General features: G+C 64.5%; 9 protein-coding genes. 6 read left to right on the top strand and 3 right to left on the bottom strand.

Annotation, left to right across the window (positions count from 1 at the left end):
* The first annotated feature begins 150 nt into the window (after window positions 1-150).
* The 4 genes from kdgD (at window position 151) to garD (ending at window position 5,648) form a co-directional block, all read left to right on the top strand.
* Window positions 151-1,095: a 5-dehydro-4-deoxyglucarate dehydratase gene (gene kdgD, locus KUF59_RS15635; RefSeq protein WP_212457526.1), complete on the top strand. Its 945-nt coding sequence runs from the start codon at window positions 151-153 to the stop codon at window positions 1,093-1,095.
* A 28-nt stretch (window positions 1,096-1,123) separates the two neighbouring features.
* Complete coding sequence (gene gudD, locus KUF59_RS15630) at window positions 1,124-2,479, top strand: glucarate dehydratase (RefSeq protein ID WP_212457527.1); 1,356 nt, start codon at window positions 1,124-1,126, stop codon at window positions 2,477-2,479.
* A gap of 18 nt (window positions 2,480-2,497) precedes the next feature.
* Window positions 2,498-3,946: an aldehyde dehydrogenase family protein gene (locus KUF59_RS15625; RefSeq protein WP_212457528.1), complete on the top strand. Its 1,449-nt coding sequence runs from the start codon at window positions 2,498-2,500 to the stop codon at window positions 3,944-3,946.
* Between the two features lie 160 nt (window positions 3,947-4,106).
* Window positions 4,107-5,648, top strand: a complete 1,542-nt coding sequence (gene garD / locus KUF59_RS15620; RefSeq protein WP_212457529.1) for a galactarate dehydratase — start codon at window positions 4,107-4,109, stop codon at window positions 5,646-5,648.
* 7 nt (window positions 5,649-5,655) lie between these two features.
* Here garD and KUF59_RS15615 read toward each other — a convergent pair whose 3' ends face one another.
* Both KUF59_RS15615 and KUF59_RS15610 read right to left on the bottom strand, forming a co-directional pair.
* Window positions 5,656-7,101, bottom strand: coding sequence for an outer membrane protein (locus KUF59_RS15615; protein WP_258769662.1), 1,446 nt, complete (start codon window positions 7,099-7,101; stop codon window positions 5,656-5,658).
* A 166-nt stretch (window positions 7,102-7,267) separates the two neighbouring features.
* Complete coding sequence (locus KUF59_RS15610) at window positions 7,268-8,791, bottom strand: outer membrane protein (protein ID WP_258769661.1); 1,524 nt, start codon at window positions 8,789-8,791, stop codon at window positions 7,268-7,270.
* 258 nt (window positions 8,792-9,049) lie between these two features.
* On the opposite strand from KUF59_RS15610, the gene KUF59_RS15605 reads away from it, so the two are divergent.
* A complete protein-coding gene (locus KUF59_RS15605; protein ID WP_212457531.1) occupies window positions 9,050-10,033 on the top strand; it encodes an AraC family transcriptional regulator in 984 nt (327 codons plus the stop codon).
* 131 nt (window positions 10,034-10,164) lie between these two features.
* Here the strand turns inward: KUF59_RS15605 and KUF59_RS15600 are convergent, their stop codons facing one another.
* The gene (locus tag KUF59_RS15600; RefSeq protein ID WP_212457532.1) at window positions 10,165-11,664 is read right to left on the bottom strand and encodes a CYTH and CHAD domain-containing protein; all 1,500 of its coding nucleotides are present in this window, start codon (window positions 11,662-11,664) and stop codon (window positions 10,165-10,167) included.
* 375 nt (window positions 11,665-12,039) lie between these two features.
* On the opposite strand from KUF59_RS15600, the gene KUF59_RS15595 reads away from it, so the two are divergent.
* Window positions 12,040-14,292: a TonB-dependent siderophore receptor gene (locus KUF59_RS15595; RefSeq protein ID WP_258769660.1), complete on the top strand. Its 2,253-nt coding sequence runs from the start codon at window positions 12,040-12,042 to the stop codon at window positions 14,290-14,292.
* Window positions 14,293-14,347 lie beyond the last annotated feature (55 nt).

The following is a 14,347-nucleotide window of genomic DNA, read 5'->3' as shown; positions in this document are numbered from 1 at the left end:
TCAAGACGCATCATTCGATATAGGCTTTGGCTTGGACGCGCATCGAATGCTCTCTTAAGTAAATGGCCCATGGACGCGTCCTCGCGTCCCCCACAACATCGACGCGCGCCCCTCGCGTGTCCCCCAAAGCCAGAAAAGGGAGTGGCGCCCATGAGCAAGATGACCCCGCAGGAGATGGCCGCAAAGATCGGTTCCGGCCTCCTGTCCTTCCCCGTCACGCCGTTCAAGGCCGACTATTCGTTCGATGAGGCGACCTACCGCGCCAACATGGACTGGCTGTGCGGCTATGACGTCGCCGGCTTGTTTGCCGCCGGCGGCACCGGTGAGTTCTTCTCCCTGACGGCGGCGGAAGTTCCTGAAGTGGTCAAGGTCGCGGTCGAGGAGACCAAAGGCCGCGTGCCCGTGCTCGCCGGCACAGGCTACGGCACCGCGACCGCCCGCGAGATTGCCATCGGTGCGGAAAAGGCCGGCGCCGACGGCCTGTTGCTGCTGCCGCCCTATCTCACCCATGCCGAGCAGGACGGCCTTGCCGCCCATGTCGAAGCCGTCTGCGCCAGTGTCAAGATCGGCGTCATCGTCTACAACCGCGACAACGCCATTCTCCAGCCCGACACGCTCGCGCGTCTCGCCGATCGCTGCCCGAACCTCGTCGGCTACAAGGACGGCATCGGCGACATCGAGCTGATGACCCGCGTCTACACCAAGCTCGGCGACCGCCTGACCTATATCGGCGGCCTGCCGACCGCCGAGACTTTTGCACTGCCCTATCTCGACATGGGCGTGACCACCTATTCCTCCGCCGTGTTCAACTTCGTGCCGGAATTCGCCACGAAGTTCTACGCCGCGGTGCGCAAGCGCGATCACGAGGCGATCCACGCCGGCTTGAAGAACTTCATCCTGCCGCTGATCGCGATCCGCAACCGCAAGAAGGGTTACGCCGTTTCGATCATCAAGGCCGGCATGAAGGTGATCGGCCGCGATTCCGGCCCGGTCCGTCCGCCGCTCACCGACCTGACCGAACAGGAGATGGCGGAACTGACCGCACTCGTGCAAAACTTGCCCGCCATCCAATCGGCGCAGCAGGCGGCAGAATAAGCCAAGGCAAGACAGGGAGGAGCGGCGAATGGTTCACGATGCGATCCACATCGGATTCCTGGGTGCACCGGTCGTCACGGCGATGCAGGTGATCCCGGTCGCCGGCCGCGACGGCATGCTCCTCAACCTAAGCGGCGCGCACGCGCCGTTCTTCACCCGCAACATCGTGATCCTCACCGACGACTCCGGCCACACCGGCGTCGGCGAGGTGCCGGGCGGCGAAAAGATCCGCAAGACGCTGGAAGATGCACGCGAGCTCGTGATCGGCAAGACCGTCGGCTCGCTCAACAACATCCTCGCCGACATGCGCTCAAAATTCGCCGACCGCGACGCCGGCGGCCGCGGCAAGCAGACGTTTGACCTGCGCATCATGATCCATGCGGTCACCGCGGTGGAGTCGGCGCTGCTCGACCTGCTCGGCAAGCATCTCGGCCTTCCCGTCGCAGCCCTGCTCGGTGAGGGACAGCAGCGCGACAGCGTCGAGACCCTCGGCTACCTCTTCTTCGTCGGCGACGTCAGCAAGACCAGCCTCGCCTATATCGAAGGCGAGACCGGCAAGCCCGCCTGGTTCAATCTCCGCCATCAGGAGGCGATGACGCCGGCAGCCGTGGTGCGGCTCGCCGAAGCCGCCCACGACCACTACGGCTTTGCCGATTTCAAGCTCAAGGGCGGCGTGTTGCGCGGCGAGCAGGAGATCGAGGCAGTCACCGCAATCGCCAAACGCTTTCCCAATGCGCGCGTCACGCTGGATCCGAACGGCGCCTGGTCGCTCGACGAGGCGATCCGGCTCTGCAAGGACATGCACGGCATCCTCGCCTATGCCGAGGACCCCTGCGGCGCGGAGGCCGGCTTCTCCGGCCGCGAGATCATGGCCGAGTTCCGCCGCGCCACGGGCTTGCCGACCGCTACCAACATGATCGCGACCGACTGGCGCCAGCTCTCCCATGCGCTACGGCTCGGCTCGGTGGACATTCCCCTCGCCGATCCCCACTTCTGGACCATGCAGGGCTCGGTGCGTGTTGCCCAAACCTGCCGCGACAATGGCCTCACCTGGGGCTCGCACTCCAACAACCATTTTGACATTTCACTCGCGATGTTCACCCATGTGGGCGCCGCTGCGCCCGGAAAGGTCACCGCGATCGACACTCACTGGATCTGGCAGGACGGTCAAGCACTGACCAAGGAGCCGTTCAGGATCGAGGGCGGCAAGATCGCCGTGCCTGACAGGCCGGGCCTCGGCGTCGAAATCGACCGGGCTGCCATCGAAGCGGCGCATGGCCTCTATAAGCAGCATGGACTTGGCGCACGCGATGACGCTATTGCCATGCAGTACCTGATCCCCGGCTGGACCTTTGACGACAAGCGTCCCTGCCTCGTGCGCTAAGAAACTCTGGAGGAAAGAATGACAGCGATCCTGAAAAACTTCATCGGCGGCGAATGGGTCGACGGCTCCGCCGTCACCAGGAACATCAACCCCTCCAACACGAACGATGTCGTCGGCGAATACGCCAAGGCCGACAAGGCGCAGACCGAGAAGGCGATCGCCGCCGCGAAGGCCGCCTTCCCCGCCTGGTCGCGTTCGACGCCGCAGGAGCGCTACGACGCGTTCAACAAGATTTCGGCCGAGATCCTCGCCCGCAAGGAAGAGCTCGGCCGCCTGCTCGCCCGCGAGGAAGGCAAGACCTTGCCCGAAGGCATCGGCGAGGTCGCACGCGCGGGCCAGATCTTTGCGTTCTTCGCCGGTGAAGCACTGCGGCTGACCGGCGAGAAAGGCGCGTCCGTCCGTCCCGGCCTCGAAGTCGAGATCACCCGCGAGCCCGTCGGCGTCGTCGGCATGATCACGCCGTGGAATTTCCCGATCGCGATCCCGGCCTGGAAGATCGCGCCCGCGCTCTGCTACGGCAACACCGTCGTGTTCAAGCCCGCCGAACTGGTGCCGGGCTCCGCGCATGCGCTGTCCGAGATCATCACCCGCTCCGGCATTCCCCCCGGCGTGTTCAACCTCGTGGTCGGCTCGGGCTCCGTGGTCGGCCAGACGCTGCTCGACCATCCCGACGTGGCCGCGATCTCCTTCACCGGCTCGGTGCAGACCGGACGCAAGATCGCGCAGGCCTGCGTGCTCTCGACGCCGATGAAAAAATTCCAACTCGAGATGGGCGGCAAGAACCCGCTCGTCGTGCTCGACGACGCCGACCTCAAGACCGCGGTCGAGGTCGCCGTCAACGGCGCCTATTTCTCGACCGGCCAGCGCTGCACGGCCTCCTCGCGTCTGATCGTCACGGCCGGCATTCACGATCGCTTCGTCGAGGCGATGACCGAGCGCATGAAGGCGCTGCAGGTCGACGACGCGCTCAAGGCCGGCGTCCATATCGGCCCCGTGGTCGACCAGAGCCAGCTCGACCAGGACCTGCGCTACCTCAAGGTCGGCCAGGACGAAGGCGCAAAACTCGCCTTCGGCGGCGAGCTGTTGAAGCGCGAAACGCCCGGCCACTATCTCCAGCCGGCGCTCTTCACGGAAGCCAACAACAACATGCGCATTGCGCGTGAAGAAATTTTTGGACCTGTGGCCGCCGTCATCCGCGCGAAGAATTACGAAGAGGCGCTCGCGATCTCCAACGACACCGAGTTCGGGCTTGCCTCCGGCATCTGCACCACCAGCCTGAAATACGCGACGCACTACAAGCGCAACAGCGAGGCCGGCATGGTGATGGTCAATCTGCCGACCGCCGGCGTCGATTATCACGTGCCGTTCGGTGGCCGGAAGGGCTCGAGCTACGGCGCCCGCGAGCAGGGTTCCTATGCACGGGAGTTCTACACCACAGTGAAGACCGCCTACACCAATCCGGGTTGACGATATCGTAGGGTGGGTTAGCCCCGCGGCTGCGCGAGCAGTCCGCGAGGCGTAACCCACCTCTTCTGCTTACGCGGATAAAGACGTTGGTGGGTTACGCTGAGCGAACTGCGCTTCGCGCAGTCGCAAGGCTAACCCGCCCTACACATTCGGAGTCCTCATGGACCAGTCAGTCGCAGCGAAAGAGCAGCCCCGTTACATCAAGCTCAACGAGCGCGACAATGTCGCGATCGTGGTCAATGATTTCGGGCTTCCCGCCGGATCCCGTTTTACCTGCGGGCTGACGCTGCGCGCCTTCGTCCCGCAAGGGCACAAGACGGCGCTGGTCGACATCGCGCAGGACGCGCCGATCATCCGCTATGGCGAGGTGATCGGCTATGCCGCCTCCCTCATCCTCGCCGGCGAGTGGGTGGATGAGGCGCGCATCCGCATGCCGGAGGCGCCCGCGCTCGACAAGCTCGAAATCTCGACCGCCGTACCGGCGCCGCTGCCGCCGCTCGAAGGCTATACCTTCGAAGGCTATCGCAACCCGGACGGCTCCGTCGGCACCAAGAACATCCTCGGCATCTCCTCCTCCGTGCAATGCGTCAAGGGCACGATGGAGTATGCGGTGAAGCGCATCCGCGCCGAGCTGCTGCCAAAATATCCAAACGTCGACGACGTCGTGCCGCTCACCCATGCCTATGGCTGCGGCGTCGCCATCACTGCGCCCGATGCGGTGGTGCCGATCCGCACGCTGCAAAACCTCGCCCTCAACCCGAACTTTGGCGGCGAGATTCTCGTCGTCGGCCTCGGCTGCGAAAAGCTCGCGCCCGAGCGCCTCGTGCCCGAAGGCGTCAGCGATGCCATCGTGCGCATGCAGGACGAGGCCTTTGACGGCTTTGGTGCCATCGTCGATGCCATCATGACCCAGGCGGAAGCCCGCCTGAAAGTGCTCAACAGGCGCAAGCGCGAGACCTGTTCCGCCGCCGATCTCATCATCGGCCTGCAATGCGGCGGCAGCGACGCGTTTTCCGGCGTCACCGCGAACCCGGCCGTCGGTTTTGCCGCGGATCTCCTCGTGCGCGCCGGCGCCACCGTGATGTTCTCGGAAGTGACCGAGGTGCGCGACGCCATCCAGCTCCTCACCCGCCGCGCCATCAACGAGGACGTCGGCCGCGCGCTGGTGCGCGAGATGGCCTGGTACGATTCCTATCTTGCGCGCGGGGGCGCCGATCGCAGCGCCAACACCACGCCGGGCAACAAGAAGGGCGGCCTCGCCAACATCGTGGAGAAATCGCTGGGCTCGATCGTCAAGTCCGGCTCGAGCGCGATCACCGGCGTGCTCTCGCCGGGCGAGAAGGCGACGCAGAAGGGCATGCTGTTTGCGGCGACGCCTGCGAGCGACTTCATCTGCGGTACGCTCCAGCTCGCCTCCGGCATGACGCTGCAGGTGTTCACCACCGGCCGCGGCACGCCCTATGGCCTTGCGGCCGCACCCGTCATCAAGGTCGCGACGCGCTCGGAGCTCGCGCGGCGCTGGAAAGACCTGATCGACTTCGATGCCGGCCGCATCGCCACCGGCGAGAAGACCATCGAGGAAACCGGCTGGGACCTGTTCCGCCTGATCCTCGACGTCGCCAGCGGCCGCACAAAACCGTGGTCGGACCGCTGGGGCATCCACAACGATCTCACGCTGTTCAACCCCGCGCCGGTGACGTGACGGCGCCTCAGTACTTCGCGACAACAGGCGTGTTGAAGTGGTAGTTCAACCCGCTGCGGAAGATGTGCTCCTGCAAGTGGCTGGTATGAGCGAAGGTTGCGCCGAAGATGGTGGTGTGCACGTCGGTGACGCTGCCGAGGTCCACGAACAGATATTCGGTCTTCGCCGTCCAGTTCGGTCCGAGCAGGCCGAACAAATTGGCAGGTGACTCCAGACCGCCGCCGACGACGTAGCCGCTCCTGCTGTGCGACGACGTCACCTGTTGGGAGGCGAAGACGCCGAAATTGCTGGTGTCGACAAGAGTCGTCCTGACATTGCCATAGGCCGCGCCCCCAGTCAGATAGAACAGGGATGATCCGACCGAATAGCCGATGCGCGCCCGCGCCGTGCCGAGCCAGGTCATCCGTTGATCGATGGTGACGTCGTCCAGGAACGGCACGCCGCCGATGCCACACCACACCAGGCACAGCTCGTTGTCGCGCTGGGTCGAGCCCTGAAAGTCGGCTTCCAGGCCGAACACCCAGTTGGATGCCTGCCAGTTGTAACCGGTCTGCGCGCCGCCGATGAATCCCTTCGGGCTCAGTTCGTGGCGTCCGGGGTCGGCCGTGCCGGCGACACCATAGGTGCTGTCATTACGAGCGATCGCCGAACCCACATTGCCGCCGACATAAAAGCCTGCCCAGTTCGCGACCGGTTGCTCTCGATAGGAGGCGCCGCCCACGCGGTAGTTCAACCCGACCCGGAAGATGTGCTCGCGGATATCCGACGAGAAGTTCGTCGGCGCCGCCAGCAGGGTGCCAGCACCGGTCTGGGTGCCGAGATTGAGATAGAGATATTCGATTTTCCCGGTCCAGTTGCCGGCAAGAGCGGCTTCGACGCCGCTGCCGATGGTCCAGCCTGTCCGCGTCTCGCTGGTGGCGAAGCTGTCGGTTGTCTCACTGAGACTGGTCCGCACGCCGCCATAGGCGACGCCGCCGGTCACGTAGCTCAGCACCGGACCATTGGCGAGGCCGATGCGGCCACGCGCCGTGCCGAACCAGCCGAGCCGTTGCGCATAGCGCACGCCGGTGGCGGTGCAGTTCGTCAGCGCAAAGATGCCACAGCGATCGTCGTTGAGGTCCGCACCCTGGATGTCCGCCTCGACACCGACGACGACATTGCCGAGACCGAAATTCCCGGCTTGCCAGTTATAGCCTGCCTGCACACCGCCGAGCCCGCCCTGCGGCGCGAGCCGATTGGTCTCATTGAAGATCGTGCCGGTGAAGCCGGAACTCGTGAGATTGCGGCCGACGCCATAGCCCGCATTGACGCCGACATAGAAGCCGGTCCAGTCGTACAGCGTGGCCTCGAGCCGCGGCGCCTTGACATAGGACGGCCGCGGCAGATCGGCCGCGTCGGCAGCGGCCACTCCACCCAGGACCATCGCAGCGGCAACGAGAAGCGCGTTCTTCACGATCAATTCCTTTCGTTCGACGTCGCACGAATCTACGGGACCGTGCCGATCGAGGCTTGGACTGGAGCGAAATCAGCTTGGACTGGAGTGCATTCGTCCTGCTTTCATCGATCGCCGGTGCATTTCGGCAACAAGGAGATTCACGCCAACGACGCTGCTGCGGCCGTCAATTGAACCGGTACGAGACGACGGCGCGCACCGTCTGCTCGCGGAAATTCTCGGTGCGCAGGACGTAATCGACGCCGTCGTTGACGCCTTTGCAGATCGGGGTGACCTGGACCACGGTGCTGCCGCCGCAGACGTTGCCGCTCAGCCAGGCATAGCGGTACTCCCCGCGCAGCGACCAGTGATCGGCGAACATGGTCTCAATGCCGAACCCGGCGAAGATTCCGCCGAGCGAGGCATCGAAGGTCTTCTTGTCGACGGGGCTGAAGCTGTGGAACGAACCGTCCCAGGAATAGTGCGATTGCGTGTAGCCGACCGGTACATAGAGCAACGTATCGGGCATCGCGAGCCAGCCGAGGCGCGCACCGGCCGAGACGGCGCGATCGCGCGTGAACGAACCGCTACTCGAATTGATGCCGTTGTTCTGCACCTGACGCGAGCCGATGTTGCTCCACTCCCCATCGGCGAACACACCTGCCACCCAATGCGGCGCGAACTTGTGGTCGTAGCCGGCAAGAATGGTCCCGAGCACGCCCCGGCCGCCAAGATCAACGGACGTCTGATAGCTGCCGGTGAGGTAGTCGTAGCTGCGGTTGCTCATGTGCTGGCTTCCACCGCCGACGCCGCCGCCAAGGTAGAAGCCGGTCCAGTTGCGCAAGCCAGCCGTCGCGCCAAATCCCGTGGTGTCGAGCGGCGCGCCGGTTGGAAAGCGATAGGCAACCGCGACGCGAAACGATTGCTCGACCAGGTCTTCGATGCGGGTGATGCCGAAGGTCGGCTGCGTGCCCTGGCAGATCGAGGTGGTCTGGAACGTTCGGCTGCCGGCGCAGACATCGCCGAACGCCGCGTAGCGATACTCTCCGCGCAGCGTCCAGTTGCCGCCGATCCGCGTTTCAAGGCCAAGACCTGCGAACCAGCCCTGGGTCGTTGCCGAACGCCCGATCGGCTGGCTCATGAAGGAGAAATACGCATCTTCCCAGGAGAACCTGGCCTGGCGGAAGCCCACCGGCACATAGACGAGCGTATCAGGCGTCATCAACACGCCGAAACGCACGCCCGCCGACCACGCACCTTCGCGCTTGAAATGAAAGGGGCCGGGAACGCCAAAGCCCGAAAAGTCGTTGCGGGCCTCAGGTCCGCCGAAATCGACATCGATCATCGCCCCGAGGACGAAGCGCGATGCGAACTGCCAATCGTAGCCCGCGAGCAGTGTGGCAAACGCCCCCTGCCCCGCCCGAGGCTGCGTCCCGGAGAACTGCGCGTCAAAGCTGTATGTCGCCTCGTTGAAGGCGGTCGCGCCGTAGCCGGCGCCCGCGCCGAGATAAAAGCCGGCCCAACTCGCGACGGTCGCCGCTGCAGGTGCAGGAGCGCGCACCGTCTGGGCAGTCGCGGCGCTGATCGGCAAGGCAAGCCAGGCGCATGCAATGCCGAGGCGCACGAGGCCGGGATAACGCGCCACCGCAGGAGAGCTCTGCCCGCGCTCCAACGCCCCGAACCGTTCCTGCTTCGCCGCCCCGTCCACCATTCCCACGTCCCTTCCGACAGCCCTGCGCGCGTTGCGCGAATCCCGAGCGGGCGAACATGCCCGCCGCAGGATCATTTAATCGTCGGCGCCGCGCGCGACTTGGACCGGAGTGAACACAACAGGACGGATGCGAACTCGACCATCAAAGCTGCGCATATGATGCATTCGGACAACAAGATGTCGCCTCACGCAGTTGCTCGGTGCGTTTCCGGCTGATAGTCGATCGAACCGCCGGACGCTCGACCGCAACTATTCTCTATGGCCCCGCCCAAATCACCCTTTGCTCCGGCCCGGATCTCCACAGACGCATTCCCCGCCCGGCAACGCCTCGCCAAATGGCGCGAGTTCTACGGCCGCAGCATCGCGAATGTGGACATCGAGCCGATCGGCGATGAGCCGTTTCATGCCAGCGTGACCTTCCAGAGCCTGCCGGGCATCGGCCTCGTCGCTGGATCGCGATCGCCTGCGCATTATCACCTCACCCGGCAGCACCTCGTCGGCGCCCGGGACGGCTTTGGCCTCTCGGTATTGATCAGTGGCGCCTCGACCACGCGGCAGCTCGGACGCGAGATCATCGGCCGTCCCGGCACGGCCGTCGTGATCTCCGGCACCGATCCGTCGATCAGCACGATGCACCGCCCCGGACAATTCCTGACCATCGTGCTGCCCCGGCCGGAACTTGCGGCGCTGGTGCAGGATCTCGATTCAGCCTATGCGAGCCAGATCCCTGCCGAGAATGGCGCGCTTCGACTGCTCGTGCAGTATGTGAATGCGCTTCATGCGGCGGGTCCGCTCGATGACCCCTCGATCGCACAAGCGGTCGCGAGCCACATCATTGATCTCGCGGCGCTCGCGCTCGGCACGAGCGCCGACGTGGCGCACGAAGCGGAACGGCGCGGCGTTGCGGCCGCACGGCTTCAGGCCATCAAGACCGACATTCGCAAGAACGTCGGCGATCACGAACTGTCGGCGGCGAGCGTCGCGTTGCGCCACGGCGTCTCGCCGCGCTACGTGCACAAGCTGTTCGAGCGTGACGGCACCAGCTTCTCGGAGTTCGTGATGGCCCGCCGGCTGGAATGCGCGCTGCAGATGCTGAAGGACCCGGACCTGGCGACCCGCACGATCAGTGCGGTCGCCTTCGATTGCGGCTTCAGCGACATCTCCTATTTCAACAGGGCGTTCCGCCGCGCCTACAACGCGACTCCCTCCGACATCCGCTCCGCCGCATTCCGCCTGCGATGATCCACGCCGCCGGACGCAAGCAAGAAGGCGCTTCACGTCATGCTGCCCGGCATGAAGCAGCGAATGCGCGGACGGCCGTCGACAGAGCGCTTCTCACGCTGTTCAACCCCGCGCCAGTGACCTGATCCCGATCAAAATGCGGCGAGCCCGCGCGCTTCCCTGGTCGCGACCTTCATCAGCGGCTTGATCGCCTGATCCTCGCGGCCGAGCACTATGCCCGATGCAAAAGCGCGCACTCGGCCATTTCGACGGGACTCATTGAGCGCGGCATCGACGGCGATCTCGCGATGTGCGGCGAAGTCATTGAGCGAGCCCAACGCGTCCTGAATCCGCTTGAGATGCTTTGACATGCGCGCGAGCCGTCTCTGTTCGCGCTTGCCCGGATAAAGGCTTTCAAGGAACTCGATTGCATATCTGACCTTCTTGATCCTGATACGGAACTTGTGCCGCTCCGGGATCGACATCTCGCCGAGATGCCGGCCATCCTTGCGTGCCTTCTTGATGCGGCGACGCAGCAGGTCGTCGGCATATTCGTCAATCCGCGCTCCGGCATCCCCGGTCGCCACCGTTTGTTTCGCTTCGATCCATTGCAGGGTGTCGATCAGCAACGACCGGTAGCGCTGCGAATTGACCGCCTTTGCCGCACGCGCGAATGCGGCTTTGCGCCTCGCTGAGAACTCTTTCTTGATCGCCTTGCCGCCCCGATGCAGCAATGCGTCGTGCGTCGCCGGTTCGACGTTTTCCGTCACGAAGACGTCGATCTCCCGCGCAGGCGCAAGCTCCGACGTGAGCCATTTCAGCTCGGTCTTGATGCTTTCCATTCCGGCGCCGGTGAGGACTTTTGAGAACAGCGATATGGCCGTACGCAGCCGCCGCAGTCCAACCCGCATCTGATGGATGCCTTCCGGATCGCCGTTGCGGACCGGGTCCACGTTGGCCGAAAAATGCCGGAACGCGGCGCGCCCGATCAAGCGAAACACCTCACCTGGGGTCAGGCCAGGCTTCAGCTCGATTGGCTCGACGGCGGTGACTGGATGGCCGCTGTTCCGGAGGAGATCATATCCCCGCTCTGCCTTCGAGCGCAGATCGAGCTCGGCCCCGGACTTGCGCTGCAGCGCCCTGGCGATCCGGAACAGATCGACCGGCCGGCCGCTCTTGAGCTCGAGCTCAACCTCCTCGATGGGGCTCGAACGGCGTCCCGCCGTGATGCGACCGCGATCGACGGCAAGCTCGATCTCGCTTCGTCGGGTGCGCAAAGGCACTGTGGTACGATGGACCGAGGTCTCGAACACGGGCTTCAGCTTGCGGCGCAACTTCCTGGTCGCGAGCGGCTCGACCGGCGTGCCTTTGGCTTTGCCAAGGTCAGGCGCACTGTCCTTGATCTCCGTTTCCCATTCGTCGCGACCAAATTGCGCGCCGTTGGCCGATTTGATGGTCTGGATGTTCGTCTTGCCATTTTGTCTGACGCGAAGCGTCAGGCCACGGCGCTTCAGCTTGTGGTTCGCGGTATCGAAATAGGTCGAGACCAGATCGGTTTCAGATCGAGGGCCGAACTTGGCTCCGGGAATCCGGCGCAGCGCCTTCAGATTGCGGGCGGGGATGCGGAATTTCAGTTCTGCCTCGATACCCATTCCTTCCTCCGCAAATTCGCGCCGCCCCGATGATAACGCGCGTGCGCCCACTGAGGAGCGCATTCGAAGGAAGAATATTGTCGCAGTTCATCAAGGCGACTGAAACGTCGTCACCAAACTCTTTCCGTCATCTTGCAGATGCGTGCGCAGCACTTTGGCCGAACATTGGGGCTCGGATGATGTGAGCGCTGGTGTGGAGACGCACGCCCCCACGCTAACTCTCATGCATGCGCGCGTTCGCATCAAGCGGCGTGCGTTCCGTTTACAGGAATACTAATTCTAAAACGGGTGATTGAGGGGCCGTTGCGTCCCTCCGGCTCTTCAGCGTGACGATGGTGCTTGTTAGTCGTCCCCACCGAAATGATGGGGTCGCGAATGACAACATATCTGAAGACGACGGGAATTCTCGGCAGCGTGCTGCCGATGCTGGCCGGCATGATGGCGTTCGCCGAAGCAGAGGCTCAACCCGCGCCGCAGGACTTGCCGCCCGTCGTCGTCGAGCAGTCGTCGCGTCCCGCTGTGCGCGCCAACCAGACTCGCGCGCGCCAGGCTGCGCAAGCAGCAAGCCGCCGCCGCCAGGCTCAGCGCGCGCCGGCGAATAATGATGCAGCCGTGGCGGGGCAAGGCGCCGGCGCCGGCGAAACCGCGACGGGCCCCGTGCGCGGCTATGTCGCGAGCCGCAGCGCGACCGGTACCAAGACCGACACGCCGCTGCGTGAGACGCCGCAATCGATCACCGTCGTCACCGCCGACCGCGTCATCGACCAGGGCGCGACCAATGTGCAGGAGTCGTTGCGCTATGTGCCCGGCGTGTTTGCGGATGCCTATGGCGCGGATTCGCGCGGCGACTATCCGCGCGTCCGCGGCCAGGATCCCAACATCTATCTCGACGGCACGCGCGTGGTGAACACCTGGCTGTTCAACGAATGGCGGCCCGATCCCTACACGCTCGAGCGCATCGAGGTGTTGCGCGGCCCCTCCTCCGTGCTCTACGGCGACACCTCGACGGCAGGCCTGTTGAACCTGATCTCGAAGCGGCCGCAGGCCGAAAGCGCCAACGAGATCGGCGTGCAGTATGGCAGCTTCAATCGCAAGCAGGTGCAGCTCGACTCCACGGGCAAGCTGACCAGGGACGGTGAGTGGCTCTACCGCTTCGTCGGCGTGTTCCGCGACAGCGACACACAGACCGACTATGTCAAGGACGACCGCATCCTGCTCGCGCCCTCGCTGACATGGCGGCCGACCAACAACACCAGTTGGACCGTGCTCGGCACCTATCAGAAGGACAAGACCGGTTCGACCACCGCCTTCCTGCCGCATGAAGGCACGCTCTATCCCGGTCCCAACGGCTTCATTCCGGTCAACCGCTTCACCAGTGAGCCGGGCTGGGACCGCTACCAGACCGAAACCGGCGCGATCTCCAGCCTGTTCGAGCATCGCTTCAACGATGCGCTCACGGTCCGGCAGAACGTGCGCTACACCCATGTCGAGGGCATCTATCACGGCATGTATCCGGACGTGTACACGAACCCGGACAATCCGTTCCTCGATCCCGCGCGGCGCACGGTGGCACGCTTCGTCTGGGCCCGCGACAGCGTCAAGGACACCCTCACCTCCGACAGCAACGCCGAGCTGAAGTTCACAACCGGCCCCGTCCAGCACAAGACGCTGTTCGGCGTCGACTATCGCAATTTCAGGGAACGCGCGTCATCCGGCGGCGACTATGATGCGACGCCGTTCGACCTCTACGCGCCGGTCTATACCGGCATCGCACCGCCGGCCATGAGCGCCGAGCCGGAATTGAAACAGAGCCAGCTCGGCATCTATGCGCAGGACCAGTTGCGGTTGGGACCATGGCTCGCGGTCCTCGGCCTGCGCCACGACTACGTTACCAGCGCTACGCAGGGCTTGCCGGTCGAGACCCACCAGGCGACGACCGGCCGCGCCGCGCTGATGTACGAACTTCCGTTTGGCCTGACGCCCTACGTGACTTATGCGCAATCGTTCAATCCGATCTTTGGCGCAGCGGTCTGCGCAACCGTCTGCGCGCCTCAGCGCGGCGAAATGGTCGAGCTCGGCTTCAAGTACAATCCCGCGCCCGGCAACGCGATCAACGGCGCGATCTTCGATACGACAGAGCGAAACCGGCTGGCAAGCGACCCCGACAATCCGCTGCTCTCGGTCCAGACCGGCAAGGTGCGCATTCGCGGCGCGGAACTCGAGGTGCTGACGCGCGTCACGCCGGATCTCGACCTCATCGCCGCCTACACCTATCTCGATGCGCGCGTCGAAAGCGGCGACAATGCCGGCAAGCATGTCGAGACCGTGCCGGAGCAGCAGGCCTCGCTGTGGGCAAAATATCGCCTGACGGTGCTCGGCCTGCCCGGCGTCACCGTCGGCGGCGGCGTACGCTATATCGGACAGTCCTGGGACGGCACCGACACCATCCGAACGCCGGACTACACGTTGTTCGACGCCATGGTCCGCTACGACAACGGTCCGTGGCGGTTACAGGTCAACGCCAGCAACCTCTTCGACAAGCGCCACGTCACCACGTGCCTGGCACGCGGCGACTGCTTTTACGGCATCGGCCGCACCGTGCTCGGCAGCGTGACGTACAGGTTCTAGAGCATGATCCGGACCCGAAGGGCCGCGTTAGCGAAAAGTGTGACGCGGTTTTCCC

Origin of the sequence: Bradyrhizobium arachidis, assembly GCF_024758505.1 — a bacterium.
In the GTDB taxonomy this organism is placed as follows: domain Bacteria; phylum Pseudomonadota; class Alphaproteobacteria; order Rhizobiales; family Xanthobacteraceae; genus Bradyrhizobium; species Bradyrhizobium manausense_C.
Note: the sequence above shows the minus strand (reverse complement) of the source record. Positions and strands in the feature narration are given on the sequence as shown.